We start from the raw sequence: 25,007 nt of genomic DNA, 5'->3' as shown, positions 1-25,007 counted from the left end.
TTGACGTTCGGGCGTGCCCGATCTGTAGGTTTCTCCAGTGGTGCGGACCCGTCGACGGGGGTATGCACGGTGGCACCCTCAGCAGCCGCATCCTGCCGCGCGACCGCGAATCACACACACGATGACGTGCGCGGATGGACTTCACAGCCGTTGGGATCCGCAAACTCGAAGCCGCTGCTCCGGCCGTCCGACAGGTGGACACCTGGGGCCTGGAGAGCTCGCCTCCGCCGTTCACACAGCGTTCACAAGGCCCGGAATCGGCCCTGCGAGGCCGGATCGTTACGTCCTACCGCGCTGTTTCGGACGGATTGGGTCCGCATCGCGGACGCGGCCCCGCCCGAAGCGGCACGAAGGCGCCCTCCGGCAGGGCGGGCCGCCCCGCCGGAGGGCGCCGAGGACACCGCGGCCCGGACGGGACCTACGGGGCCCGGACCGCCGACAGCAGCCGGGCCACCTCGTCGGCGTCGATCCGCAGCGCCGCGCCGACGGTGCAGAGCACCTCGCGCTCGGCCGGGATGTACGGGCCGTCCGCGAGGGCGATACGGGCGCCCTGGAGCAGGATCGACTCGCGGCCCGGGCCCGCCAGGTGCGGAGCCAGCGGCTCCAGGGCCTCGTGGAGCTCTATCGACAGCGCGGCCCCGCAGCACTCGGGTACGTCGTACAGGCCGAGCCGGCCCTCGTCGGCGGACAGCGCCTCCACGAGGGACTCCAGCTGCTCCTCGCCGCAGTCCTGGAAGCCGGCGGCCCGTACGGCGCACACGGCGGCCTCCAGCGCGCTGCGCGAGGCCGTCCCGCCCGCGGCAAGCACGGCCAGCGCCACGGTGTGCACGGCGTCGCGCAGGAGCGACGTGAAGCGGGTGGTGGTGAGGTGGTCCAGGACGTCGGTGTCGAAGTGCGCCCGGCAGCCCTGGCACTCGACGACGGGCCCCTCGTGGCCGCGCGGCAGCAGCGGCACCCCGAGGACGGTGAAGCGGCGCCTCCCGGTGCGCCTGCGGTAGTTGCGGTCACCACCGCAGCCGGGGCAGAAGAACTCCCCGTCGCCCACGGTGCTCCAGGTGGTACGGATGCCCCAGACCGTCAGCTTCCGGCCGTCCCCACCCCGAACTGGCAGCACGTCGCACCTCCGCGCGTAACCTTCCGGCAACGTCGCCGGGTTGGCGTGATGTTAGCCACATCGGTGAGGATGCGTCAGTCGTGTGACAAGACAACATGTGCCCGGGCCCGGACTTGGCCGATCTGCACCCCCGCCGCCGGACCCCATTCCCTAAGGTCGCCGCATGAACGAGAAGTCCTGTCTGGTGACCGGCGCCGCGAGCGGGATCGGCCGGGCCACCGCCCTGCTGCTGGCCCGCTCGGGGGCCCGGGTGACCGCGTCCGACATCAACGGCCCCGGGGTCGAGGCCCTGCGTACGGACCTGGCCGCCGAGGGGTACGAGATCACGGCCGTCGCCGGTGACGTCTCCGATCCCGTGGCGAACCGCGCGATGGTCGACGCCGCCGTCGAGGCGTACGGACGCCTCGACGTCGCCGTGGCGAACGCCGGGGTGCTCCCTCTTTCGGATGTACGGGAGACCACCCCGGAGGACTGGGACCACGTCATGGCGATCGACGGCCGCGGCATGTTCCTGACCTGCAAGTACGCCATCGAGGCGATGACCGCGCAGCCGCGGCCCGGCGGGGCGCTGGTCTGCGTGTCCTCCATCTCCGGGGTGGCCGGGCAGGCGCGCCAGGCGGCCTACGGGCCCGCGAAGTTCGTGGCGTCGGGGCTGACCAAGCACCTCGCGGTGGAGTGGGCCGCGCGCGGGATCCGCGTCAACGCGGTGGCGCCCGGCACCATCCGAACGGAGCGGGTGCTCGCGCTGGACGACGAGCCGGGCGGGCCGGAGTACCTCGCGGAGATCTCCGCCGCCCACCCGATGGGCCGGCTCGGCGAGCCGGAGGAGGTGGCCCGGGTCATCGCCTTCCTGGCCTCGGACGCGGCGTCGTTCGTGACGGGCGTGGTCCTGCCGGTGGACGGCGGCTACCTGGCGCGCTGAGGCCGCGCCGGCCGGGAACGGCGCGAACCCCGCCCCTCCGGGAGGAGGGACGGGGTTCGCGTACGCATGTCGTACGGGGGTCAGCGGCCCGCGCGGTTGACGGCGGAGATGACCGCCTTCAGGGAGGCGCGGGTGGTGTTGGCGTCGATGCCGATGCCCCACAGGACGCGGCCGTCGATCGCGCACTCGATGTACGAGGCGGCCACGGCGGAGGCGCCCTCGCTCATCGTGTGCTCGGTGTAGTCCAGCAGGCGGGCGTCGACGCCGATGCCGGCCAGCGCGTCGAAGAAGGCCGAGATCGGACCGTTGCCGGTGCCGTTCAGGACCGTGTCCACGCCGTCCACGACCGCCTCGACGGTCAGCGTGTCCGTGCCGTCCTTGTCGGTGGTGGTCTGGCCGGAGCGCAGCTGGATGCGGCCCCACGGGTTCTCGGGGTTCGGCAGGTACTCGTCCTGGAAGACCGACCAGATCGCCTTCGGCGTGACCTCGCCGCCCTCGCTGTCGGTCTTGGCCTGGATGATCCGGGAGAACTCGATCTGCATGCGGCGCGGCAGGTCCAGCTTGTGGTCGTTCTTCAGGACGTACGCGATGCCGCCCTTGCCGGACTGCGAGTTGACCCGGATGACCGCCTCGTAGGAGCGGCCGACGTCCTTCGGGTCGATGGGCAGGTACGGGACCGCCCACTCGATGTCGTCGACGGTGACGCCCTTGGCGGCCGCGTCGGCCTCCATGGCGTCGAAGCCCTTCTTGATGGCGTCCTGGTGGGAGCCGGAGAAGGCGGTGTAGACCAGGTCGCCCGCGTAGGGGTGGCGCGGGTGGACCTCCATCTGGTTGCAGTACTCGCTGGTGCGACGGATCTCGTCGATCTGCGAGAAGTCGATCTGCGGGTCGATGCCCTGCGAGAACAGGTTCATGCCCAGCGTGATCAGGTCGACGTTGCCGGTGCGCTCGCCCTGCCCGAACAGGCAGCCCTCGATGCGGTCGGCGCCGGCCATCAGGGCCAGCTCGGCGGCGGCGACGGCGGTGCCGCGGTCGTTGTGCGGGTGCACGGAGATGCAGATGTGCTCGCGGCGGGTCAGGTTGCGGGCCATCCACTCGAAGCGGTCCGCGTGGGTGGAGGGCGTCGAGCGCTCCACGGTGGCGGGCAGGTTCAGGATGATCTCGCGGCCCTCGCCCGGCTGCCAGACGTCGCAGACGGCCTCGCAGACCTCCAGGGCGAAGTCCAGCTCGGTGTCGGTGAAGATCTCGGGGCTGTACTGGTAGCCGAAGACGGTCTCGGGGCCCAGCAGCTTGTCGGCGTACTCCATGACCAGGCGGGTGCCGTCGACGGCGATCTGCTTGATCTGCTCCTTCGAACCGCGGAAGACGACGCGGCGGAAGGTCGGGGCGGTCGCGTTGTACAGGTGCACGGTGGCGCGCTTGGCGCCGACCAGGGACTCCACGGTCCGCTCGATCAGGTCCTCGCGGGCCTGGGTCAGTACGGAGATGGTGACGTCGTCCGGGATCGCGCCCTCTTCGATGATGGAGCGCACGAAGGCGAAGTCGGTCTCGCCGGAGGAGGGGAAGCCGACCTCGATCTCCTTGTAGCCCATGCGCACCAGCAGGTCGAACATCTCGCGCTTGCGGGCGGGGGTCATCGGGTCGATCAGCGACTGGTTGCCGTCGCGCAGGTCGGTCGACAGCCAGCGGGGAGCCTTGGTGACGCGGGCGTTCGGCCAGGTGCGGTCCGGGATCTCGACCTGCTCGTAGATGCCGTACTTGTGGATCGGCATCCCGGAGGGCTTCTGGGTGTGGGTCGCGTTGGTGATGGGCGTGGGGCGACCGACAAAAGCGTGCTGACTCATGGCGTTGGGCTCCTCGCGTGTCCGCGTGTAGTTCGCTGGGACGGCCGACGGCGGTCGTAAAAACCGCAACACCAAACTCCGCGGGGAGGGGGCCGGCCTACGACTACAGACCCTCGCCGCGGCAGCTAAGGAGAAGCAGCCCGAAACGCATGATGGGCCGAGCCTAACCGAGCCGCGCCGTAGCGCGAGGACGTGTTTCAGTATGCAAGACCGACCCGTCCGATTTGTACCGAATGTGAGCTACGCCTCTTTCGCTCCGGGAAGGTCGGGACGATCCGTCAATCGGGCGTTACCGCTTTAAGACAACCGAATGAATCATGGTCGCAGGTAGTGACACCGCCATGACCCACTGCCACATTGCCGGGCATGGATGCCTCCCACGCTCACCGCCACCCCGTCTTCTGCACCGTCGTGCCCCCGCACCTCCTCGACAAGGCCGCCCGGTCCGAGGACTCCCGGCGCGCCGACCTCGCGCAGCGCACCCTCGAACACGACTCCCTCATGCGCACCCGGCGCCGGATCACCACCGTCCGGGGGATCACCGCCGCCCTGGGCGCTCCCGCCTCCGACGCGCCGAACCGCACGATCTACGACGCGCAGCACCGCACCCGGCTGCCCGGCACGAAGGTGCGCGCGGAGGGCGACCCCGTGGGCAAGGACGCCACCGTCAACCGGGCGTACGCCGGGCTCGGCGCGACCTTCGAGCTGTTCCTGAAGGGATTCGGCCGGCGCTCGATCGACGATGCCGGGCTGCCCCTGGACGCGACCGTCCACTACGGCGAGGACTACAACAACGCCTTCTGGGACGGACAGCAGATGGTCTTCGGCGACGGGGACGGGGACCTCTTCCTCGACTTCACCGTCTCGCTCGACGTCATCGGCCACGAGCTGACCCACGGAGTCACCCAGCACACGGCGAACCTCGAGTACTACGGGCAGTCCGGCGCCCTGAACGAGTCGATGTCCGACGTCTTCGGCGCGCTGATCAAGCAGTACTCGCTGGAGCAGACCGCGGAGGAGGCCGACTGGCTGATCGGGGCCGGGCTGCTGGGCCCCAACGTGACCGGGGTCGCGCTGCGCTCGATGAAGGCGCCCGGGACCGCGTACGACGACGACGAGCTCGGCAAGGACCCGCAGCCCGCGACGATGGACGACTACGTGAAGACCTCCCGCGACAACGGCGGGGTGCACATCAACTCCGGCATCCCCAACCACGCCTTCTACCTGGTGGCGACCGAACTGGGCGGCAAGGCGTGGGAGCGGGCGGGGCGGATCTGGTACGCCACCCTGACGGGCGGGGAGCTGGCCTCGGACGCCGACTTCGCGGACTTCGCCCGGCTGTCGGCGGCGTCGGCCGTGAGCCTGTACGGGGACGGGGGCGCGGAGCACCAGGCCCTGCAGAAGGCGTGGGCGACGGTGGGCGTGCCGCTTCGCGGGTAGACCGATCCCATGCGCATCCAAGTGATCAGGACGGGCGGCTTCGCGGGCATCGAGCGCCGGGCCGAGGTGGACACCTCGGGCCGGCCCGACGAGGACGAGTGGCGGGCCCTGGCCCGGCTGGCGCTGCGGCCGGGTCCGCCGGGCCACGCGGCGGACGGGGTGCGGGACGGGTTCTCGTACCGGATCACGGTGGACGGCCGGACGGTCTCCTGCCACGACCCGAACCTGTCGGACGCGCAGCGGGCACTGATCTCGCGCGTCCTCAAGGAAGGCGCCTGACGCGGGACGCCCGACGAGGGGCGCCTGACAGAGGGCGCCTGGCAGAGGGCGCCTGGCAGAGGGCCTGAAAGGAGGTGCCCGAGCAGCACCTCTTTGCTTGGATGGCCCGATGACCGACCACATGATCGATTCAATGCTGTCCGAGCTCGAGCGGTACTACGACACCGTGCCGCGGGTGGGCGGGGCCCGGGCCGAGGACTTCGGACCGCTGACCCTGTTCGTCCAGGAGGGCCAGGGCTGGCAGTACTACGCGCGGCCCGCGCTCGGCGGCCCGGACGCGACCGCGGCCGACGTCGAGCGGGTCCTGGCCCGTCAGCGGGAGCTGAAGGTGCCCGAGGCCTTCGAGTGGGTGGCCGAAACCAGCCCCTCGCTGCGCGCCGCGGTGGAGGCGGCGGGCCTGCACGTCCACGCGCACCCGCTGATGGTGCTGGAAGCCGCCGAGGAGCTGCCCCCGCACCCGGAGGTACGCCTGCTCGGCGCGGACGACCCGCTGCTGACGGCGGCGGTGACGGTCCCCGCCCTGGCCTTCTCGGACCCGGGCACGGCGGTCGGCGCGGCCGGTCCGGAGCAGCTCGCGGCGGCGATGGCGGACCCGTCGACGGAGGAGCGCCGGGCGCGGGTGTCGGGGATGCTCGCCTCGGGCCGTACGGGCATGGCGGCGGCCGTCCGGGACGGCGTGGTGCTGTGCTCGGGCCAGTACAACCCGGTCGGGGACGTCGCGGAGGTCGTGGGCGTGGGCACCCTCCCGTCGGCCCGCCGTCAGGGCCTGGCCCTCGGGGTCACGGCGGCCCTGGTCGCACAGGCCCGCGAGCGCGGAGCCCGTACGGTCTTCCTCTCCGCGGGCGACGAGGACGTGGCCCGCATCTACGGGCGCGTCGGCTTCCGCCGGGTGGCCACGGCCCTGATCGCGGAGCCTGCGGAAGCCTGAGGTTCCCGGCGGGTTTGCCGGAACGGCAACGTTATTTGCCCCGACGCGGGCACCGGCGCAGCATCGGACGCGTACCGGCAAACCCGTAGAGGAAGAGGCCGCATGTCCGAGCACCAGCACCAGCACCGTCAGCACCAGCACGAGGACCACCCCGCGGGCGAGGAGTTCTGGGACGCCCGCTACCGCGAGAGCACGCGCATCTGGAGCGGCAAGGCCAATGAGCTCCTGGTGCGCGAGGCGTCGGACCTGTCCCCCGGCCGCGCGCTGGACCTCGGCTGCGGGGAGGGCGCCGACGCGGTGTGGCTGGCCCGGCAGGGCTGGCACGTCACCGGAAGCGACATCTCGAAGGTCGCCCTCGGCCGCGCGGCCGAGCACGCCGACGAGGCCGGGGTCGGCGACCGCGTCGACTGGCAGCGGCACGACTTCACGGAGTCCTTCCCCGACGGGGAGTTCGACCTGGTCTCGGCGTGCTTCCTGCACAACTACGGGGAATTCCCGCGCGACCGCGTCCTGCGCTCGGCCGCCGCTGCCGTGGCCCCCGGCGGGATCCTGCTGGTGGTCGGCCACGCGGGCGGGCCGTCGTGGGACCCGGACAGGCACGCGGAGATCGGCTTCCCGACCCCGGACGAGGTCCTCACCCAGCTGGAGCTGCCGGAGGGCGCCTGGGAGGTCCTCCTGGCGGAGGACCACGTACAGGCCCTGACCGGCCCTGACGGCCGGCCCGGGACCCGTCCGGACAACGTGCTGAAGGTGCGGCGGCTGCGCTAGCCTCCCCCGCGCGGACGGCCGGACCGCCGGCCGGACGGAGTCCGGCTCAGCGGCCCGTCAAAGGGATCGGATCAGAAGCCGAGCTTGCGGAGCTGCTTGGGGTCCCGCTGCCAGTCCTTGGCGACCTTCACGTGCAGGTCGAGGAAGACCGGGGTCCCGAGCAGCGCCTCGATGTGCTTGCGCGACTTCATCCCGACCTCCTTCAGGCGGGAGCCCTTCGGGCCGATGATGATGCCCTTCTGGCTCGGCCGCTCGATGTAGACGTTGGCGTGGATGTCGAGCAGCGGGCGGTCGGCCGGGCGGTTCTCCCGCGGGATCATCTCCTCGACGACCACGGCGATGGAGTGCGGGAGCTCGTCCCGTACGCCTTCCAGCGCGGCCTCGCGGATCAGCTCCGCGACCATGACCATCTCGGGCTCGTCGGTGAGGTCGCCCTCCGGGTACAGCGGCGGGCTCTCCGGCAGCAGCGGCGCGATCAGGTCGGCCAGCAGCTGGACCTGGCTGTCGCCGACCGCCGAGACGGGGACGATCTCGGCCCACTCGAAGCCCAGCTCGGCGCCCAGCTGGTGCACGGCGAGCAGCTGCTCGGCCAGCGCCTTGGACTCCACCAGGTCGGTCTTGGTGATGATGGCGATCTTGGGGGTCTTCTTGATCCCCGCCAGTTCCTTGGCGATGAACTTGTCGCCGGGGCCGAGCTTCTGGTCGGCCGGCAGGCAGAAGCCGATCACGTCGACCTCGGCCCACGTGGTCCGTACGACGTCGTTGAGGCGCTCGCCGAGCAGCGTGCGCGGCTTGTGCAGGCCGGGCGTGTCGACGAGGACGAGCTGCGCGTCGGGGCGGTGCACGATGCCGCGGACGGTGTGGCGGGTGGTCTGCGGCCGGTTGGAGGTGATCGCGACCTTGGTGCCCACGAGTGCGTTGGTGAGGGTCGACTTCCCCGCGTTGGGGCGGCCGACGAAGCAGGCGAAGCCCGCACGGTGCGGGCTGGTGGACTCGGGGGAACGATCGCTCATACGGGCCATTCTCCCCGATGCGGCTCCCAGCGCCGACCAGATCACGGCAGTGAGGGCCAGCACAGTCGTGAGCGAGGGGTGCACGGCATGGGCCGCACGGCTCTGAGCTGTGGTTCCGTCGGCCCGGGCGCGCACCGTCAGCGCGGCCCATTCCGCGGCGGGAGGACGCTCCCAGCGGGTGCCGAGCCGGACTTCCTGACCTGGAAGCAGTTCGGCGGGCAGCCCGGTGAGCTCGCGGGAGAGCAGCCGGCGACCGAGGACGCCGGAGGCGGTGAGGGTGACGCGGGGGCGCAGGGTGACGTTGCCGATGTTGCGGAGCGTGTAGGAGATGTCCGCGCCGGCGCCGGCGCGGGTGACCCGTACGTCCTGGACGGCGAGGGCGGGGGCAGTGGGCCCGGTGACCCGCAGGTACAGCCTGGCGGCGACGGCCTGCTGCACGCCGATCCCCCAGGGGGTGGCGGCCGTGGCGGCGGGCCGGTCCTCCAGGGCCACGATGGCGCCGGGGTGGTCGCCGGGTTCGGCCCGGTCGGGGACGGTGAGGGTGAAGCCGACGCTGACCGACGCCCGGGCCGGTACGGTCACCCGCTCCCGGTCGAGCTTCGCCCACGCGGCGGCGGCCCGGCGCGGCTCGTCGGAGCCGCGGAGGGCGAAGCCGCCGTCGCGGGCGGTGTTGTAGGCGTCGGCGGCGTAGAGCCGGAAGGTGCGGGCGCGGTCGGAGCGGTTGGCGATGGTGACGGCGTCGGCGAGGCCCTGGCCGGGGGCGGCGGCGAGGTAGAAGTACGGCCGCTGGCCGACGCCTGTCGCGGCGGGCAGCACGGACCACTGGCCGTCGTCCGCGGCGGCCGTCCCGGCGGGCCCGACGGCGAGCGCGGCGGCGAGGACCAGCAGCGCCGCCGCGGCGCGGGGCAGCGCTGCGCGGAGCTGTCCCCCACCCGCCCTTCCACCGTTCCCCGGGCTCTGCCCGGACCCGGTCCTCAAACGCCGGACGGGCTGGAAGATCCAGCCTCGCCGGCGTTTGAGGCGCGGGGTCTGGGGCGGAGCCCCAGGAAACGGAGAAAGGGCGGGGCGGGGACCAGCTCCGCGCAGCGGCGGCCACCGCCACACGCGGTCCGTCACGACAGGGTCAGCGTCAGGACCGCCGTGTACGCCCCCGGCGGGGTGTACGGCGGCACCCGCAGGGTCACCGTGGCGTCGATCGTGAAGGTGCCGCCGACCAGCGGAGCGTCCGGCGTCGAGGCGAGCACCGCGCCGTCCGGGCCGACCACGCCCGCGCTGCCCGGCGTACAGGGGCTCGCGCTGCCCGCGGCCGCCGCGCACGACGGGGTCCAGGACAGGGAGGCGCCCGGGATGCGGATCCCGCCCGGGCCGCGGAAGTCGGTGACCTTGCCGATGAGGGACCAGCCGGCCGGGCCGCCGCGGGCGTCGGTGACGGTGACGGTCCCGATCCGGCCGGAGGCGGCGCCGCCGTCGCCGTACGGGACCGCGCCCAGGGTGATGTCCTCGCCCGTCTGGGTCATGCCCAGGGCGCCCGGTTCCACGGTGGCCGTGACCTTCCGGGTGCCGGAGGACAGCGGCAGCGGGGTGGCCGCGATGACCGTGTACGCGGCCGGGCCGGAGCCCTGCCGTGCCGACCAGGCCGCGCCCTCGTAGGCGACGACGGCGGTGGTGGCCCTGTCCGTGACCGGCAGCTCGACCACGGCCGTGCCCAGCGCGTCGGCGGTGGCGGACACCCGGTCGGCGGTCTCCGCGGCACCGGCCCGCCCGGCCACCGTCACGGCGGCGCCCGGGGGGAATCCGGCGGCGGTCACCTCGACCTCGGCGCCCGGTTTTCCGTGGGCCGCGGCGAGGAAGACGCTGCGCAGGTTGGCCGTGGGCAGCTCGGTCGCGGTCAGGCGTTCGGACACGGGGACGGCGGTGGGGGCGGCCGCGGTGCAGGTGGTGTCGAGGTCCAGCAGGTGGCTGGTGTGCAGGGTGTAGGCGCCCGGGGCCAGGGTGATCTCGCCGGGCGCGGTGACGGTGAAGGTGCCGGTCATGGTGACGGCGGGGAGGGCGGCGCCGGGCTCGACGGGGTCGTTGCGCTTGGCTCCGACCACGGTGACCTCGCCGCTCTGGGCGCCGGCGAGGAGGATCCGCCCGGTCGGGGTCAGTGTGTCGGCGGGGAGCGGGCCGCCGACCGGGTTGCGGGCGGGGGTCCGGACCACCTGGTAGGTCACGGTGACGGTGTCGCCGACCTGTGGGGCCGGGTCGTCGACGGTGATCCGGGCGGTGGTCGGCCCGTCGGCGGGCGGGAGTCCGGCTTCCTGCGGCGGCAGGCAGTGCGTCGGGAAGTCGACCTGGCCCGGCGGCGGCGTTTCCCCTTCGGCGGCCGCCGGTGCGCTCAGCGCACCGCCGGTCGTGGCCGCGAGCACGGCCATGCCGACGGCCGCCGACCATCTTCTGCTGCGCGCCCGTGTTCGCACTGCCCGCCCCCTGGGTTCCGTCCCGCCGACAGGGGGCCATTCACGAGCGGGCGGCGGGAGAAGTCAATGCACGGACCCGGCATTGACTGATGGCCCATCAGGAGATGACACGGTGGCCGCGGCCCTGAAGGTGCGCCGGTAGGCCGTCGGGCTCACTCCCAGCGCCGCCTGTACGTGTTTGCGCAGCGACTGCGCCGTCCCGAAGCCGCTCTCCCGCGCCACGTGCTCGATCGAGAGCTCCGTCTGCTCCAGCAGCCGCCGGGCCCGCTCCACCCGCTGGCCGAGGATCCACTGGCCGGGGCTGACGCCCGACTCCTCCCGGAAGCGGCGGGTGAAGGTCCGTACGGACATGGCCTCCTGACGGGCCATGTCGCTGAGCCTGAGCGGCTCGTGCAGCCGGTCCAGCACCCACGCGCGGGCCGCCGTGGTGGTGGCGAGCTGCGGCTCAGGCACCGGGCGGTCGATGAACTGCGCCTGCCCGCCGTCGCGGTGCGGCGGTACGACGGTCCGCCGGGCCACCTCGTTGGCGACGGTCGCGCCGTGGTCGCGGCGCACGATGTGCAGGCACAGGTCGATGCCGGCGGCGACCCCGGCGGAGGTCAGCACGTCCCCGTCGTCGGTGTAGAGGACCCCGGCGTCGACCCGTACGGCCGGGAAGAGCCGTTGGAAGTGCTCGGCGGAGGCCCAGTGGGTGGTGGCGGGGCGGCCGTCCAGGTACCCGGCCGCGGCCAGCACGTAGCCGCCCGTGCAGATGGAGACGAGGCGGGTGCCGGGCCGGATGTGCGCGAGGGCCGCGGCGAGCCCGTCGGTCAGCGTGCCGTGCTCGTGGACCGGGCCCAGCTCGTAGGAGGCCGGGACCACCACCGTGTCGGCGGTGGCCAGCAGCTCCGGGCCGTGCTCGACCTGGATCGCGAAGTCGGCGTCGGTGCGCACCGGCCCGGGGGCGAGCCCGCAGGTCAGGATCTCGTAGAGCGGCCGCCCGGCCGGATCCTTGGCCCGGCCGAAGATGCGGTGCGGGATGCCGAGCTCGAAGGGGAGCAGCCCGGCGAGGGCGAGGACGACGACGCGGTGGGGGTGCGGCTTCGGCTCCATGGCCCGATCGTAGCGAAGCATGACACTCAGGCCACTGTCGTAGGGGACCCCGTGGCCCGGAAGCTGTCGGCGTGACCCAGACAGCACCCGCCCCCACCGCCGCCCCGCAGGCCCCGCGCCGGCCCGGACGCGTCCACCGCGCCTGGTTCGTCGCGGCCGTCGCCTTCGTGACGATCATCGGCGCCGCCGGCTTCGCCTCCCTGCCCGGACTGCTCATCGAGCCGCTGCACGCGGAGTTCGACTGGTCGCGCGGCACCATCGCCCTCGCCGTCTCGGTGAACCTCGCGCTGTACGGGCTCACCGCGCCCTTCGCCGCGGCCCTGATGGACCGTTTCGGCATCCGCCGGGTCGTGGCGCTGGCCCTGCTCGTCATCGCCGGCGGCTCGATGGCCACGGTGTGGATGACCGCCTCCTGGCAGCTGGTGCTGTACTGGGGCGTGCTGGTGGGCCTGGGCAGCGGCTCGATGGCCCTGGCCTTCGCGGCGACGGTGACCGGCCGCTGGTTCACCGCCCGGCGCGGCCTGGTCACGGGCATCCTGACGGCGGCCGGGGCCTCCGGCCAGCTGGTGTTCCTGCCGCTGCTGGCCTGGCTGGTGGAGCACCACGGCTGGCGCCCGGCGGCGGTGACGGTCTCGCTGGCGGCAGTGGCCGTCGTCCCCTTCGTCTGGCTGCTGCTGCGCGACCACCCGGCGGACGTGGGGCTCGCGCCGTACGGGGGCACGTACGCGGCCAAGCCGGAGCCCGTTCCGGGCGCGGCCCGCCGTGCGGTGACGGTGCTGTTCGACGCGGCCCGGACCGGCCCGTTCTGGCTGCTGGCGGGCACCTTCGCGATCTGCGGGGCCTCGACCAACGGTCTGGTCAGGACCCACTTCGTCCCCGCGGCCCACGACCACGGCATGCCGGTGACGGCGGCGGCGGGGCTGCTGGCGGTGATCGGCGTGTTCGACGTGGTCGGCACGGTGGCCTCGGGCTGGTTCACGGACCGCTTCGAAGCCCGGCGGCTACTGGCGGTCTACTACGCCCTGCGCGGGGTCTCGCTCTTCCTGCTGCCGATGCTGCTGGCGCCGTCGGTACGGCCGCCGCTGATCTTCTTCATCGTCTTCTACGGCCTGGACTGGGTGGCGACCGTCCCGCCGACGATCGCGCTGTGCCGCGAGCACTACGGGGACGACGGCGCGATCGTCTTCGGCTGGGTCCTGGCCTCGCACCAGGTCGGCGCGGCGGCGGTGGCGTTCCTGGGCGGCCTGGTCCGGGACCTCACCGGCTCGTACGACGTCGTCTGGTACGCCTCGGGCGCGCTGTGCGCGATGGCCGCGACGATGGCGATGGTGATCCGGCGCCGCTAGGCCGTCTCAATCGCCGGCGGGGCTGAATCTCGCCCGGCGAGGCTGGATTTGCCCGGCGGGCTGAGACAGCCGCCGGTTCCGACGGGGCCGGGTGTGTGCCGGGGCGTCCCCGCAGGGCGTCGAACACAACAAGGCCGCAATCCCCGACCCCTCGCACGTTCGGCGCCCGAGGAGACGCCCCGGCGCGCGCCCGGCCCCGACGGAACCGGCCCCACCCCGACCCGGCCCGGCCCGGGAGGGCAACGGCTCCGCCAGAACCGGCCCACAGAGCCGCCGGCACGGCACACGGCGGGCTCCCCCGAGGGTCAGACCCCGGCGGGCGTCGTGGACTTCACGGTGCCGTCCGGGCCCGCCAGCAGGACCGGGGTGTCCGGGCCGCCGAGGTCGCGGACGGCCGCGCGGTCCGCGTCCGCGGGGGCGTCGGCCGCGCTGACGACGGCGGCGGCCTCCAGGGACCGGGCGCCGCTCGCCACCGCCATCGCCACCGCGGTCTGCAGCGCGCTCAGCTTCAGGGAGTCGAGCTCCACCGTCCCGGCGACGTACGTGCGGCCCGTCTCGTCCCGCACCGCCGCCCCTTCGGGCACGCCGTTGCGGGCCCGGGCGCTGCGCGCCAACGTGATGATCTTGATGTCCTCGGGGTCGATCCCCGTGCTCTCGCTCATGGGCGAAAGCATATGGTCAGGTCACGGCCGGTCGAGCCGCAACCGCTCCGCCCGCGGCAGACCCGCCACCACCAGGTCGTACGAGTCCTCCACCAGCTCCCGGACCATGGCATCGGGCAGGCCGCCCACCGTCACCGTGTTCCAGTGCCGCTTGTTCATGTGCCAGCCGGGCGCGATCGCCTCGTGCTCGGCGCGCAGCCGCACCGCCAGCTCCGGCTCGCACTTGAGGTTGACCTTCAGGGGCCGGGCGTCCAGCGCGGTGAGCGCGAACACCTTCCCCAGCACCTTGAACACCGAGGTCTCCGGCGTGAAGGGGAACTCCTCCACCGCCGCGTTGAAGCCCAGACAGAACTCCCGCAGCTGCTCCGGGGTCATTCGCCCTCCTCGCCCTCGGCCACGGCCTCGACCACCGGCTCCACCAGCACCGTCACGATCTTGTTCCGCCGCCCCGCCGGGGACTCGGCCGTCAGCCTCAGCGGCCGGCCGTCGGGCAGGTCCACCACCGTCGAGGCACCCGCGATCGGCACCCGGCCCAGCGCCTTCGCCAGCAGCCCGCCGACCGTCTCCACGTCCTCGTCGTCGAAGGCCTCGACCTTGAACAGCTCGCCGAGATCGGTGATGTCCAGCCGCGCCGTGACCCGGTAGCGGTCCTCGCCCAGGTCCTCGACCGGCGGGAGCTCCCGGTCGTACTCGTCGGTGATCTCGCCGACGATCTCTTCCAGGATGTCCTCGATGGTGACGATGCCGGCCGTGCCGCCGTACTCGTCGATGACGACGGCCACGTGGTTGCGCACCTGCTGCATCTCGCGCAGCAGATCGCCCGCGTTCTTCGTGTCCGGCACGAAGACGGCCGGCCGTATCGCCGTCGACACCAGGTCGGCCTCGGACTCCCGGCTGATGTGGGTCTTGCGGACCAGGTCCTTCAGGTACACGATCCCGACGATGTCGTCCTCGTTCTCCCCGGTCACCGGGATGCGCGAGAAACCGGACCGCAGGGCGAGCGTGGTCGCCTGACGGATCGTCTTGTACCGCTCGATGCAGACCAGATCGGTGCGCGGCACCATCACCTCGCGCACCAGCGTGTCCCCGAGCTCGAAGACCTGGTGGACCATCCGCCGCTCGTCGTCCTCGATGAGCGATTCCTTCTCCGCGAGGTCCACCATCGCGCGCAGCTCGGCCTCGGAGGCGAACGGCCCCTTGCGGAAGCCCTTCCCGGGCGTGAGCGCGTTGCCGATGAGGATCAGCAGCTGCGGGATCGGCCCCATGACCCTGGCGAGCGGTACGAGGACGTACGCGGCCGCCGTCGCGGTGTTCAGCGGGTGCTGGCGGCCGATCGTGCGCGGGGAGACGCCCACGGCGACGAAGGACACCAGCACCATGACGGCGATCGCCACGAACAGCGCGGTCCAGTTCTCGCCGAACTCGTCGAGGCAGACGTAGGTGACGAGCACCCCCGCCGCCATCTCGCAGGTGACGCGGACCAGCAGGGCCACGTTGAGGTAGCGGGTGGGGTCGCCGGCGACCTGGGCGAGCTTCTCGCTGCCGCGCCGGCCCTCCCGTACGGCCTGCTCGGCGCGGAAGCTCGAGATGCGGGCGATCCCGGACTCGGCGCACGCCGCGAACCAGGCCACGACCACCAGCAGCACGGCCCCGGTGATCAGCTGGGGGGCGTTCACGAGACGGTCGGCGCCGGGGACGGGCCGGTCATGCCGCGCTCACCGCGCCAGCCGTCGACGATGGCCGCCTGGAGGCCGAACATCTCGGCCTTCTCGTCCGGCTCCTCGTGGTCGTAGCCGAGCAGGTGCAGCACCCCGTGGACGGTCAGGAGCTGGAGCTCCTCGTCCATGGAGTGCTGCGTGGGGGCGTCCTCCCCCTGCTTCTTGGCGACCTCGGGGCAGAGCACGATGTCGCCGAGGAGCCCCTGCGGGGGCTCCTCGTCGTCCTTCATCGGCGGACGGAGCTCGTCCATCGGGAAGGACATGACGTCGGTGGGGCCGGGCAGGTCCATCCACTGGATGTGGAGCTGCTCCATCGCCGCCTCGTCGACGACGATGACGGAGAGCTCCGAGAGCGGGTGGATCCGCATCCGGGTGAGCGCGTAGCGGGCGATGTCGAGGATCGCCTGCTCGTCGACCTCGGTTCCGGACTCGTTGTTGACGTCGATCGACATGGTGCGCTGAGCTCTACTTCCGCTGGTGGCCGTTCCCGGCCGGCTGGCTGTCGTCGTACTTCTCGTACGCGTCGACGATACGGCCGACCAGCTTGTGGCGGACGACATCCTCGGACGTGAGCCGCGAGAAGTGGATGTCCGGCACCCCTTCGAGGATCTCCTGGACCTGACGCAGACCGCTCTTGGCACCACCCGGCAGGTCGATCTGCGTGACGTCACCGGTGACGACGATCTTCGAGTCGAAGCCGAGCCGGGTCAGGAACATCTTCATCTGCTCGGCCGTGGTGTTCTGCGCCTCGTCGAGGACGACGAAGGCGTCGTTGAGCGTGCGGCCTCGCATGTAGGCCAGCGGGGCCACCTCGATCGTGCCCGCGGCCATCAGGCGCGGGATCGAGTCCGGGTCGATCATGTCGTGCAGCGCGTCGTAGAGCGGGCGCAGGTACGGGTCGATCTTGTCGAAGAGGGTGCCCGGCAGGAAGCCGAGCCGCTCCCCCGCCTCGACGGCGGGCCGGGTCAGGATGATCCGGCCGACCTGCTTGGACTGCAGGGCCTGGACCGCCTTGGCCATGGCCAGGTAGGTCTTTCCGGTACCGGCGGGGCCGATGCCGAAGACGATCGTGTTCTTGTCGATCGCGTCGACGTACCGCTTCTGGTTGAGGGTCTTGGGTCGGATGGTCCGGCCGCGGCTGGAGAGGATGTTCTGGGTGAGCACCTCGGCGGGCGTCTCGTCCGGGCCGTTGCCGTTCTCGCTCGACTTGAGCATGGCGATCGAGCGTTCCACTGCGTCCTCCGTCATCGGCTGCCCGGTGCGGAGCACCAGCATCATCTCGTCGAACAGGCGCTGGATCAGGGCGACTTCCGCAGCCGCACCGATCGCGCTGACCTGATTGCCCCGAACATGGATGTCGGCCTTCGGGAAGGCCTTCTCGATCACGCGCAACAGGGCGTCACCCGATCCGAGCACGCTCACCATCGGGTGCGTGGCCGGAACGGTGAAGTGGGCTCGCGCCTGCCCCGGCGCCGGGATGTGGGCTGTGGGTGTCTGAGTCATGGGCCGGCACTGTGGCCTGCACATACCTCCCGCTGAGGGGCCGCGCCGTTCGACGACCTCCGGATTACCAAGCCTACGTCTCCGCGGCGGCTTCCCCGAGAGGTTTTCGCCGCCGGGGAACCGGCGGCTACGCGGAGTGCCGGAAGCCGATCGTCGGCACCGCCCGGCGCCGCGCGGCCGGGGAGGAGCCCGGCGGGATCAGGTCGTCCAGGAAGCCGTAGCGGCCGCGCAGCGCCTCCGGGACGGCCCGCCACCAGTGGGCCACCTCGGGCCAGCCGGGGGCCGACAGAGAGCCGCCGAACTCCTGGACCGACAGGGCCGCCGTCAGCCCGGCGAAGGCCAGCCGGTCCGCCAGCGGCCAGCCCGCCAGGGTGCCGGTGACGAAGCCCGCCACGTACACGTCCCCCGCGCCCGTCGGGTCCAGCTCGTCCACGGTGATCCCCGGGACCTGCGCCGTCTCCCCCGTGCGCCCGTCGACGGCGTACGAGCCCTCCGCGCCCATCGTCACCACCGCGATCGGCACCTTCTCCGCCAGCGCCCGGGCCGCCGCCCGCGGGCAGTCGGTCCGCGTGTACCGCATGGCCTCGCCCGCGTTCGGCAGGAAGGCCTCGCAGTGCTCCAGGTCGGCCAGGGCCCCCAGGTCCCACCGCCCGCTCTCGTCCCAGCCCACGTCCGCGAAGACGCGCGAGCCGCGCCGGGCGGCCTCGCCGATCCACTCCTCGCCGCGGCCGGGCCCCAGCGAGGCCACGGCCGCACGGGCTCTGGGCGGGCACTGCGGGAAGGGCCCGGGGCCCGCGGGGGGCGGGGCCTCGTGGCCGTGCGAGACCATCGTGCGCTCGCCCTCGTAGGCCATCGAGACGGTGACGGGGCTGTGCCAGCCGGGGATGGTCCGCGACATGGACAGGTCGATTCCCTCGCCCTGTTCGAGGGCGTCCCAGCAGTACTCGCCGTAGTGGTCGTCCCCGAAGGCCGCGGCCAGCGAGGTGCGCAGGCCGAGCCGGGCCAGAGCGGTGGCCATGTTGGCGACGCCGCCGGGGCTGGAGCCCATGCCCCGCGCCCAGGACTCCGTACCGCGTACCGGCGCGGAGTCCAGGCCCGTGAAGATGATGTCGAGGAAGACCGTGCCGGTGAGGAAGACGTCGCAGCCCGGTTCCTGGGGATCGCGCAGCGGACCGAGCGGGTCCACTGCGGCTGCGCGACTGTCGTCGTCCCTACTGGTCACGGTGTACTCCCCGATGAGTTTTCCGGCGGAAAGCTGCCAGCCCTGCCCGCCCGGGACAGAACCAAAACCCAGTGTGGCGCAGATCACCCACCCGTTCAGCTTCGACGGCGCGCGAGGCGCGGGGGCCGGGGGCCGCGCCCCCGGCCGCGGCGCCGCCGTCCGGCTTCAGCCCCGCTTCGGCAGCGGTACGCGCACCAGGTCCGCGGCCACCGTGAGCTCGCCCTCGTAGCCCGCCGCGCGGGCCTGGCGCTCGAACTCGGCCGGGTCGGTGTAGCGCTGCGAGAAGTGCGTCAGCACGAGGTGCCGCACACCCGCGTCCCGCGCCACGCGCGCCGCCTGGCCCGCGGTGAGGTGCCCGTGGTCGGTGGCGAGCCGCTCGTCCTCGTCGAGGAAGGTCGACTCGATCACCAGCATGTCGCAGCCCTCGGCGAGCTCGTCCACGCCGGCGCAGAGCCGGGTGTCCATGACGAACGCGAACCGCTGCCCGGGCCTGGGCTCGCTGACCTCGTCCAGCGTGACCCCGTCGAGCTGGCCCTCGCGCTGGATCCGGCCCACGTCCGGCCCCTTGATCCCGTACTGCGCGAGCAGCTCGGGCACCATGCGGCGCCCGTCGGGCTCGGTGATCCGGTAGCCGAAGGACTCCACCGGGTGCGAGAGCCGCCGGGCCTCCAGGACGTACGAGGCCCCGCGCGCCAGCGGCCCGTCCCCGGCCACCGGTTCCTCGCGCAGCGGCACGGTCTCCCGGTAGGCCGTGGCGTACCGCAGCCGGTCGAAGAACTTCTGCCCGGAGGCCGGGTAGTGCGCGGTGACGGGGTGCGGGACCTGGTCGAGGTTGATCCGCTGGATCACTCCGGCGAGGCCGAGGCTGTGGTCACCGTGGAAGTGGGTGACGCAGATCCGGTTGATGTCGTGCGCGGCCACCCCGGCGCGCAGCATCTGGCGCTGGGTGCCCTCGCCCGGGTCGAAGAGGATGCCCTCGCCGTCCCAGCGCAGCAGGTAGCCGTTGTGATTGCGGTGGCGGGTGGGCACCTGGCTGGCGGTGCCCAGCACCACGAACTCGCGTACGGACACGGTCTAACCGGGGGGCCACTGGAGGCCGCGGCCGCCGAGGACGTGCAGGTGGGCGTGGAAGACGGTCTGGCCGGCGCCGGCGCCGGTGTTGAAGATGACCCGGTAGCCGTGGTCGTCGATCTTCTCGTCGGCGGCGATCCGCCCGGCCTCGGTCAGTATGTCGGCGACGACGCCGGGCTCGGCGGCGGCCAGGGAGGCGGCGTCGGGGTAGTGCACCTTGGGGATGACGAGCACGTGCGTGGGCGCCTGCGGGTTGATGTCCCGGAAGGCGACCGTGGTCTCGGTCTCCCGGACCACGGTCGCGGGGATCTGGCCCTCGACGATCTTGCAGAACAGGCAGTCGGCCTGCGGTTCCCCGGCCATTGCTTCGCCTTCCGTGACGGTGATCGGTCCGGGCATCGTATCCAGCCCGGCGCCGCTCGGGGGCCGCGTCCGCTCAGGGCCGAGCACTCGGTGCGGATCGTTCGGGGCCTGCCGCCCGGGCCGGCCGCCCGGTCAGGACCAGCGCCCGGTGCGGGCCAGCAGGACCGCCGTGGCCGCGGTGCCGGCCGTGGAGGTCCGCAGGACGGAGCGGCCCAGGCGGTAGGGGTGGGCCCCCACTTCGGCGAAGGCCGCCAGCTCCTCCGGTGAGACGCCCCCCTCCGGGCCGACCACCAGGACCACGGAACCCGAGGCGGGGAGGTCCGCCGTGGCCAGCGCCCCGGAGGGGGTGTCGCGGTCCTCGTGGAGCACCATCGCCAGGTCGGCGCCGGCCAGCAGCGCCGCCACCTGCTTGGTGGACATGGCCTCGGCCACCTCCGGGAAACGCACCCGGCGGGACTGCTTGCCCGCCTCCCGGGCCGTGGCCCGCCACTTGGCCAGGGACTTGGCCCCCCGGTCGCCGCGCCACTGCGTGATGCAGCGCGAGGCCTGCCAGGGCACGATCGCGTCCACGCCCGTCTCGGTCATCGTCTCGACGGCCAGCTCGCCGCGGTCCCCCTTGGGAAGGGCCTGGACCACCGTGATGCGGACCGGCGGCTGCGGTTCCTGCCCGGCCGAGGAGACGGCCACGACGAGCCGGTCCTTGCCCTCCGCGGCCTTCACGACGGCCTCGGCCCAGCCGCCGCGGCCGTCCGTGAGGACCACCGCCTCGCCCGGGTTCAGCCGTTTCACGGACACCGCGTGCCGGCCCTCCGGACCGTCCAGGACGAACTCCGGTCCCGCCGGGACCTCTTCGACCACGAACACCGGGGCGGTCATGACGCACTCCTCATCTGTCTTGCCTTCAACGTGCTCTGCGCCTCGGCCAGTTCGGCCGCCAGCACCTCCACCAGCTCCCCCGCCGGCAGCGTCCGCGCCAGCCGGTGCCCCTGGCCCGCCCACAGGGCCATGCCCTGCGGGTCGCCGGCCGCGGCGGCCGCCTTGCGCAGCCCCGAGGTCAGGTGGTGGACCTGCGGGTACGCGGCCGGGGCGTACGGCCCGTGCTCGCGCATGAAGCGGTTCACCAGCCCCCGCGCCGGCCGCCCGGAGAAGGCCCGGGTCAGCTCGGTGCGGACGAACAGCGGGTCCGTCAGCGCCTGCTTGTGCTCGGGGGCGGCGCCCGACTCCGGGCAGGCCAGGAAGGCCGTCCCGAGCTGCGCCGCCTCCGCGCCCGCCGCCAGCAGCGCCGCGATCTGCGAGCCCCGCATGAGGCCGCCCGCGGCGATGATCGGGAGGGCCACGGCTTCCCGTACCTGGGCCACCAGCGCGAGGAGCCCCACGGCGGCCGTGCCGTCGGCCTGGGGGTCGTCGCGGTGGGTGCCCTGGTGGCCGCCGGCCTCGACCCCCTGGACGCAGACGGCGTCGGCGCCCGCCTGCTGGACGGTACGGGCCTCGTCGTCGGAGGTCACCGTGACGACGGTGTACGTACCGGCCTTGCGCAGGGCGGCGAGGGTCGCGGACGCGGGACAGCCGAAGGTGAACGAGACGACCGGGACCGGGTCTTCGAGGAGGATGGCCAGCTTGGCGTCGTAGCCGTCGTCGCTGGTGCCGATGATCTCCTCCTCGGCGAGGGAGATCCCGTACCAGCTCGCCTCCCCGGCCAGCTGCCCGCGGTACGCCTCGACGGCGGCCGGGTCCACGTAACCGGTCTGCGGCATGAAGAGGTTGACGCCGAAACGGCGCCGGGTGAGCGCCCGCACCTGCTTGATCTCCTGGTACATCCCGTCGGCGGTCTTGTAGCCGCCGGCCAGGAAGCCCAGTCCGCCCGCCTCGCACACGGCAGCGGCGAGCTGCGGGCCGGAGCCGCCGCCCGCCATGGGAGCCTGCACGATCGGGTGGGGGGAGAGACCGTTCGGTGCCGTGGACATGGACTGCATCGTGCCATGTCCCGCTCAGGGGACCGAATCATGGCATTCGCCTGGCATAGTCCGCTTACCGACACGGCAGTCGGCCCGTGTCCGGCCGCCATCGGAACGGCATCGGGCCGGCACCGGGCCGGCACCGGGCCGACGTCGGGGCCGACGTCGGGGCCGACGTCGGGGCCGACGCAGCGAGCCCGGCCGGGGAATCCCCCGGCCGGGCTCGTGGCTGTGGTCGCAGGCCGGTCAGCGGCCGTTGAACGCGTCCTTCAGGCGGCTGAACAGCCCCTGCTGACCCGGCGCGAACTGGCCGGTGGGCCGCTCCTCGCCGCGCAGCTTCGCCAGCTGGCGCAGCAGGTCCTCCTGCTGGGCGTCCAGCTTGCTCGGGGTGGTGACCTCGACGTGGACGATGAGGTCGCCGCGCCCGCCACCGCGCAGGTGGGTCACGCCGCGCCCGTGCAGCGGGATCGCCTGGCCGGACTGGGTGCCTGGCCGGATGTCGATCTCCTCCAGCCCGTCCAGCGTCTCCAGCGGGCACTTGGTGCCCAGCGCGGCCGCCGTCATCGGGATGGTCACCGTGCAGTGCAGGTCGTCCCCGCGCCGCTGGAACGTCGGGTGCGGCAGCTCGTGGATCTCCACGTACAGGTCGCCGGCGGGGCCGCCGCCGGGGCCGACCTCGCCCTCGCCCGCGAGCTGGATGCGGGTGCCGTTCTCGACACCGGCCGGGATCTTGACCGTGAGGCTGCGGCGGGAACGGACCCGGCCGTCGCCCGCGCACTCGGGGCACGGGGTCGGGACGACGGTGCCGAAGCCCTGGCACTGCGGGCAGGGGCGCGAGGTCATGACCTGGCCCAGGAAGGACCGGGTGACCTGCGAGACCTCACCGCGGCCGCGGCACATGTCACACGTCTGCGCCGAGGTACCGGGGGCAGCGCCCTCGCCGGAGCAGGTGGTGCAGACGATGGCCGTGTCGACCTGGATGTCCTTGGTGGTCCCGAAGGCCGCCTCGTCCAGCTCCAGGTCGAGGCGGATCATGGCGTCCTGGCCGCGGCGGGTCCGCGAGCGCGGGCCGCGCTGCGAGGACTGGCCGAAGAAGGCGTCCATGATGTCGGAGAAGTTGCCGAAGCCGCCGGCTCCGAAGCCGCCCGCACCGCCGCCACCGCCGGAGGCGGACAGCGGGTCGCCGCCGAGGTCGTAGACCTGCTTCTTCTGGGCGTCCGAGAGCACCTCGTAGGCCGCGTTGATCTCCTTGAAGCGCTCCTGCGTCTTCGGGTCCGGATTCACATCCGGGTGGAGTTCACGCGCGAGGCGCCGGAAGGCCTTCTTGATCTCGTCCTGCGATGCGTCGCGGCGCACGCCGAGAACGGCGTAGTAGTCCGTGGCCACTTACGACTCCGCCAGGATCTGTCCGACGTAACGTGCCACTGCGCGTACCGCTCCCATCGTTCCGGGGTAGTCCATGCGGGTCGGTCCGACCACGCCGAGTTTGGCGACTGTTTCGCCGCCCGAACCGTAACCGACGGAGACGACGGACGTGGAGTTCAGTCCCTCGTAGGCATTCTCATGCCCGATCCGTACGGCCATTCCCGACTCGTTGGCCTCGCCCAGCAGCTTGAGAAGCACGACCTGCTCCTCCAGCGCTTCGAGCACCGGCCTGATCGTCAGGGGAAAATCGTGTCCGAAGCGGGTGAGATTGGCGGTACCGCCGATCATCAGCCGCTCCTCTGCTTCCTCGACCAGGGTTTCGAGGAGGGTCGTCAGCACCGTGGAGACGGTGCCGCGGTCCTCGGCCTCGAAGGATTCGGGGAGGTCCTGGACGAGCGGGGGCACATCGGTGAAGCGCCGGCCGACGACCCGGCTGTTGAGCCGGGCCCGCAGGTCGGCCAGCGAGGTCTCGCTGAAGGGGCTCGGGCAGTCGATCAGCCGCTGTTCGACGCGACCGGTGTCCGTGATCAGTACGAGCATCAGGCGCGCGGGAGCGAGCGAGAGCAGCTCCACGTGCCGGACGGTCGACCGGGTCAGGCTCGGGTACTGGACGACGGCGACCTGCCGGGTGAGCTGCGCGAGCAGCCGCACCGTACGGCCGACGACGTCGTCGAGGTCGACGGCGCCGTCGAGGAAGTTCTGGATGGCCCGGCGCTCGGGCGTCGACAGCGGTTTGACCCCCGCCAGCTTGTCGACGAAGAGGCGGTAGCCCTTGTCGGTGGGGATCCGGCCGGCGCTGGTGTGGGGCTGGGCGATGTAGCCCTCCTCCTCCAGCACGGCCATGTCGTTGCGCACGGTGGCGGGCGAGACGCCGAGCCGGTGGCGTTCGGTGAGCGCCTTGGAGCCGACGGGCTCCTCCGTCCCGACGTAGTCCTGGACGATGGCGCGCAGCACTTCGAGTCTGCGTTCGCTGAGCATCGCGCACACCTCCAGCTGTGGTCCGTTGCCGTGTTCTGCCGTGTACTGCCGTGTTCGTTGGCACTCTGGACGTTCGAGTGCCAGAGATCCCCCGCTCAGTGTACGGGCGGGTGGTGAGCCCCTGGCAAGGGAGGCCCGCCAGGGTAGCGTCGCCGTATGGACGTGCATTGGGAAGAGGCGGGCTGGGAACGGCTGGCCGGACGGGTCGGACGCAGACGGCTCCCGGTGTGGGACTGCACGGTGGGACTGGTGGTGGGGGACGAGTCGGTGCTCCTCGTCGATCCCGGTTCGTGCGTCCGGGAGGGCGCGCAGGTGCGGGCCGAGGCGGAGCGGCTGACGGGCCGGCGCGTGACCCATATCGCATTCACGCACGGCCATTTCGATCACGTCCTGGGCGGGGCCGCCTTCTCCGGTGCCGAGGTGTTCGGGGCGGTCGGGCTGGCCGCGCTGCTGTCGACGGGCCGCGAGGAGCTGCGCGGGGACGCGGTGCGGCACGGGCTGGCGGAGCACGAGGCCGCCGAGGCGGTGGACCTGCTGGTGCTGCCGGGACATGCGGTGTCGGGCGAGTGGACGCTGGAGCTCGGCGGGGTGCAGGTGCTGCTGGCCAACGTGGGGCCCGGGCACACCGGTCACGATCTGGCCGTCTTCGTGCCGGGCGAGCGCGAGGTGGTGTTCTGCGGGGACCTGGTGGAGGAGTCCGGCGAGCCCTTGGCGGGCCCGGACGCGGCGCCCCGGCAGTGGCCCGCCGCCCTGGACCGGCTGCTGTCGCTGGGCGGGGACGACGCGCTGTACGTGCCGGGTCACGGAGCGGTGGTCTCCGCGGACTTCGTCCGTGCGCAACGCGCCACACTGGCGGCCCGTTTCGGCGTGTCGGGAGCATGACGCCCGCGGCTCTCCTACTGTCG

General features: G+C 72.7%; 24 protein-coding genes. 7 read left to right on the top strand and 17 right to left on the bottom strand.

Translation table 11 applies throughout. The features are described 5' to 3' along the window. Positions 1–418 precede the first annotated feature (418 nt). On the bottom strand, positions 419–1,114 hold the full coding sequence (locus ACZ45T_RS05185) for a TerB family tellurite resistance protein (protein WP_468437623.1): 696 nt from the start codon (positions 1,112–1,114) through the stop codon (positions 419–421). 163 nt (positions 1,115–1,277) lie between these two features. Here ACZ45T_RS05185 and ACZ45T_RS05180 point away from each other — a divergent pair, with 163 nt between their 5' ends. Next, positions 1,278–2,036: an SDR family NAD(P)-dependent oxidoreductase gene (locus tag ACZ45T_RS05180; RefSeq protein ID WP_468437621.1), complete on the top strand. Its 759-nt coding sequence runs from the start codon at positions 1,278–1,280 to the stop codon at positions 2,034–2,036. A gap of 80 nt (positions 2,037–2,116) precedes the next feature. On the opposite strand, the gene leuA is transcribed toward ACZ45T_RS05180, so the two are convergent. Beyond that, positions 2,117–3,880, bottom strand: a complete 1,764-nt coding sequence (gene leuA / locus ACZ45T_RS05175) for a 2-isopropylmalate synthase (protein WP_468437619.1) — start codon at positions 3,878–3,880, stop codon at positions 2,117–2,119. 366 nt (positions 3,881–4,246) lie between these two features. Between leuA and ACZ45T_RS05170 the strand changes: the two genes are divergently transcribed. The 4 genes from ACZ45T_RS05170 to ACZ45T_RS05155 all read left to right on the top strand — a co-directional run bounded on the left by ACZ45T_RS05170 (position 4,247) and on the right by ACZ45T_RS05155 (position 7,295). Continuing rightward, the gene (locus ACZ45T_RS05170) at positions 4,247–5,320 is read left to right on the top strand and encodes a M4 family metallopeptidase (protein WP_468437617.1); all 1,074 of its coding nucleotides are present in this window, start codon (positions 4,247–4,249) and stop codon (positions 5,318–5,320) included. Between the two features lie 9 nt (positions 5,321–5,329). After that, positions 5,330–5,599: a protealysin inhibitor emfourin gene (locus ACZ45T_RS05165; RefSeq protein WP_468437615.1), complete on the top strand. Its 270-nt coding sequence runs from the start codon at positions 5,330–5,332 to the stop codon at positions 5,597–5,599. 133 nt (positions 5,600–5,732) lie between these two features. Beyond that, on the top strand, positions 5,733–6,527 hold the full coding sequence (locus ACZ45T_RS05160) for a GNAT family N-acetyltransferase (RefSeq protein ID WP_468437613.1): 795 nt from the start codon (positions 5,733–5,735) through the stop codon (positions 6,525–6,527). A gap of 102 nt (positions 6,528–6,629) precedes the next feature. Further along, positions 6,630–7,295, top strand: coding sequence for a class I SAM-dependent methyltransferase (locus tag ACZ45T_RS05155; protein ID WP_468437611.1), 666 nt, complete (start codon positions 6,630–6,632; stop codon positions 7,293–7,295). Positions 7,296–7,366: 71 nt separating this feature from the next. Here the strand turns inward: ACZ45T_RS05155 and era are convergent, their stop codons facing one another. The 3 genes from era to ACZ45T_RS05140 form a co-directional block, all read right to left on the bottom strand. Continuing rightward, positions 7,367–8,317: a GTPase Era gene (gene era, locus ACZ45T_RS05150; protein ID WP_383568546.1), complete on the bottom strand. Its 951-nt coding sequence runs from the start codon at positions 8,315–8,317 to the stop codon at positions 7,367–7,369. 1,103 nt (positions 8,318–9,420) lie between these two features. Further along, positions 9,421–10,722, bottom strand: coding sequence for a WxL domain-containing protein (locus ACZ45T_RS05145; RefSeq protein ID WP_468438017.1), 1,302 nt, complete (start codon positions 10,720–10,722; stop codon positions 9,421–9,423). A gap of 108 nt (positions 10,723–10,830) precedes the next feature. Further along, a complete protein-coding gene (locus ACZ45T_RS05140; protein WP_468437609.1) occupies positions 10,831–11,859 on the bottom strand; it encodes a GlxA family transcriptional regulator in 1,029 nt (342 codons plus the stop codon). A 71-nt stretch (positions 11,860–11,930) separates the two neighbouring features. Here ACZ45T_RS05140 and ACZ45T_RS05135 point away from each other — a divergent pair, with 71 nt between their 5' ends. Further along, positions 11,931–13,205 (top strand): MFS transporter, encoded by a 1,275-nt coding sequence (locus ACZ45T_RS05135; RefSeq protein ID WP_468437607.1) that lies wholly within the window; start codon positions 11,931–11,933, stop codon positions 13,203–13,205. A 305-nt stretch (positions 13,206–13,510) separates the two neighbouring features. On the opposite strand, the gene ACZ45T_RS05130 is transcribed toward ACZ45T_RS05135, so the two are convergent. From ACZ45T_RS05130 to hrcA, 12 genes are all read right to left on the bottom strand, one after another. Beyond that, positions 13,511–13,867, bottom strand: coding sequence for a cytidine deaminase (locus ACZ45T_RS05130; protein WP_468437605.1), 357 nt, complete (start codon positions 13,865–13,867; stop codon positions 13,511–13,513). A gap of 21 nt (positions 13,868–13,888) precedes the next feature. After that, positions 13,889–14,242, bottom strand: a complete 354-nt coding sequence (locus ACZ45T_RS05125; protein WP_468437603.1) for an MmcQ/YjbR family DNA-binding protein — start codon at positions 14,240–14,242, stop codon at positions 13,889–13,891. Further along, positions 14,239–15,543, bottom strand: a complete 1,305-nt coding sequence (locus ACZ45T_RS05120; protein WP_468437601.1) for a hemolysin family protein — start codon at positions 15,541–15,543, stop codon at positions 14,239–14,241. Before ACZ45T_RS05120 ends, ACZ45T_RS05125 begins: the two co-directional genes overlap by 4 nt. After that, positions 15,540–16,037 (bottom strand): rRNA maturation RNase YbeY, encoded by a 498-nt coding sequence (gene ybeY / locus ACZ45T_RS05115; RefSeq protein ID WP_468437598.1) that lies wholly within the window; start codon positions 16,035–16,037, stop codon positions 15,540–15,542. Before ybeY ends, ACZ45T_RS05120 begins: the two co-directional genes overlap by 4 nt. Before the next feature lie 13 nt (positions 16,038–16,050). Then, the gene (locus ACZ45T_RS05110; protein WP_468437596.1) at positions 16,051–17,088 is read right to left on the bottom strand and encodes a PhoH family protein; all 1,038 of its coding nucleotides are present in this window, start codon (positions 17,086–17,088) and stop codon (positions 16,051–16,053) included. Between the two features lie 127 nt (positions 17,089–17,215). Next, positions 17,216–18,310 (bottom strand): carbohydrate kinase family protein, encoded by a 1,095-nt coding sequence (locus ACZ45T_RS05105; protein ID WP_468437594.1) that lies wholly within the window; start codon positions 18,308–18,310, stop codon positions 17,216–17,218. Between the two features lie 165 nt (positions 18,311–18,475). Further along, on the bottom strand, positions 18,476–19,381 hold the full coding sequence (locus tag ACZ45T_RS05100) for a ribonuclease Z (RefSeq protein WP_468437592.1): 906 nt from the start codon (positions 19,379–19,381) through the stop codon (positions 18,476–18,478). 3 nt (positions 19,382–19,384) lie between these two features. Then, entirely contained in the window at positions 19,385–19,744 is a 360-nt protein-coding gene (locus ACZ45T_RS05095) for a histidine triad nucleotide-binding protein (protein ID WP_468438015.1), read from the bottom strand. A gap of 132 nt (positions 19,745–19,876) precedes the next feature. Then, a complete protein-coding gene (locus ACZ45T_RS05090) occupies positions 19,877–20,620 on the bottom strand; it encodes a 16S rRNA (uracil(1498)-N(3))-methyltransferase (protein WP_468437590.1) in 744 nt (247 codons plus the stop codon). After that, positions 20,617–21,708 (bottom strand): nitronate monooxygenase, encoded by a 1,092-nt coding sequence (locus ACZ45T_RS05085; RefSeq protein WP_468437588.1) that lies wholly within the window; start codon positions 21,706–21,708, stop codon positions 20,617–20,619. The genes ACZ45T_RS05090 and ACZ45T_RS05085 overlap by 4 nt, the downstream gene beginning before the upstream one ends. 237 nt (positions 21,709–21,945) lie before the next feature. Next, positions 21,946–23,085 (bottom strand): molecular chaperone DnaJ, encoded by a 1,140-nt coding sequence (dnaJ, locus tag ACZ45T_RS05080; protein WP_360892983.1) that lies wholly within the window; start codon positions 23,083–23,085, stop codon positions 21,946–21,948. Beyond that, a complete protein-coding gene (gene hrcA / locus ACZ45T_RS05075) occupies positions 23,086–24,102 on the bottom strand; it encodes a heat-inducible transcriptional repressor HrcA (RefSeq protein ID WP_468437585.1) in 1,017 nt (338 codons plus the stop codon). It lies immediately after the preceding gene. Between the two features lie 156 nt (positions 24,103–24,258). On the opposite strand from hrcA, the gene ACZ45T_RS05070 reads away from it, so the two are divergent. Next, on the top strand, positions 24,259–24,984 hold the full coding sequence (locus ACZ45T_RS05070; RefSeq protein ID WP_468437583.1) for an MBL fold metallo-hydrolase: 726 nt from the start codon (positions 24,259–24,261) through the stop codon (positions 24,982–24,984). The last annotated feature ends 23 nt before the right edge of the window (positions 24,985–25,007 follow it).

The sequence above is a fragment of the Streptomyces sp. NPDC030995 genome (assembly GCF_055571215.1).
This window is presented reverse-complemented; position numbering and strand designations above follow the sequence as displayed.

What these genes read in the sequence shown, in the direction of transcription:
- ybeY (WP_468437598.1), bottom strand. Translation starts at nt 16,037, where the DNA reads ATGTCGATCGACGTCAACAACGAGTCCGGAACCGAGGTCGACGAGCAG.
- ACZ45T_RS05090 (WP_468437590.1), bottom strand. Translation starts at nt 20,620, where the DNA reads ATGACCGCCCCGGTGTTCGTGGTCGAAGAGGTCCCGGCGGGACCGGAG.
- ACZ45T_RS05095 (WP_468438015.1), bottom strand. Translation starts at nt 19,744, where the DNA reads ATGGCCGGGGAACCGCAGGCCGACTGCCTGTTCTGCAAGATCGTCGAG.
- ACZ45T_RS05170 (WP_468437617.1), top strand. Translation starts at nt 4,247, where the DNA reads ATGGATGCCTCCCACGCTCACCGCCACCCCGTCTTCTGCACCGTCGTG.
- ACZ45T_RS05085 (WP_468437588.1), bottom strand. Translation starts at nt 21,708, where the DNA reads ATGTCCACGGCACCGAACGGTCTCTCCCCCCACCCGATCGTGCAGGCT.
- era (WP_383568546.1), bottom strand. Translation starts at nt 8,317, where the DNA reads ATGGCCCGTATGAGCGATCGTTCCCCCGAGTCCACCAGCCCGCACCGT.
- ACZ45T_RS05160 (WP_468437613.1), top strand. Translation starts at nt 5,733, where the DNA reads ATGCTGTCCGAGCTCGAGCGGTACTACGACACCGTGCCGCGGGTGGGC.
- hrcA (WP_468437585.1), bottom strand. Translation starts at nt 24,102, where the DNA reads ATGCTCAGCGAACGCAGACTCGAAGTGCTGCGCGCCATCGTCCAGGAC.
- ACZ45T_RS05140 (WP_468437609.1), bottom strand. Translation starts at nt 11,859, where the DNA reads ATGGAGCCGAAGCCGCACCCCCACCGCGTCGTCGTCCTCGCCCTCGCC.
- leuA (WP_468437619.1), bottom strand. Translation starts at nt 3,880, where the DNA reads ATGAGTCAGCACGCTTTTGTCGGTCGCCCCACGCCCATCACCAACGCG.
- ACZ45T_RS05070 (WP_468437583.1), top strand. Translation starts at nt 24,259, where the DNA reads ATGGACGTGCATTGGGAAGAGGCGGGCTGGGAACGGCTGGCCGGACGG.
- ACZ45T_RS05180 (WP_468437621.1), top strand. Translation starts at nt 1,278, where the DNA reads ATGAACGAGAAGTCCTGTCTGGTGACCGGCGCCGCGAGCGGGATCGGC.
- ACZ45T_RS05155 (WP_468437611.1), top strand. Translation starts at nt 6,630, where the DNA reads ATGTCCGAGCACCAGCACCAGCACCGTCAGCACCAGCACGAGGACCAC.
- ACZ45T_RS05145 (WP_468438017.1), bottom strand. Translation starts at nt 10,722, where the DNA reads ATGGCCGTGCTCGCGGCCACGACCGGCGGTGCGCTGAGCGCACCGGCG.
- ACZ45T_RS05165 (WP_468437615.1), top strand. Translation starts at nt 5,330, where the DNA reads ATGCGCATCCAAGTGATCAGGACGGGCGGCTTCGCGGGCATCGAGCGC.
- ACZ45T_RS05110 (WP_468437596.1), bottom strand. Translation starts at nt 17,088, where the DNA reads ATGACTCAGACACCCACAGCCCACATCCCGGCGCCGGGGCAGGCGCGA.
- ACZ45T_RS05130 (WP_468437605.1), bottom strand. Translation starts at nt 13,867, where the DNA reads ATGAGCGAGAGCACGGGGATCGACCCCGAGGACATCAAGATCATCACG.
- ACZ45T_RS05125 (WP_468437603.1), bottom strand. Translation starts at nt 14,242, where the DNA reads ATGACCCCGGAGCAGCTGCGGGAGTTCTGTCTGGGCTTCAACGCGGCG.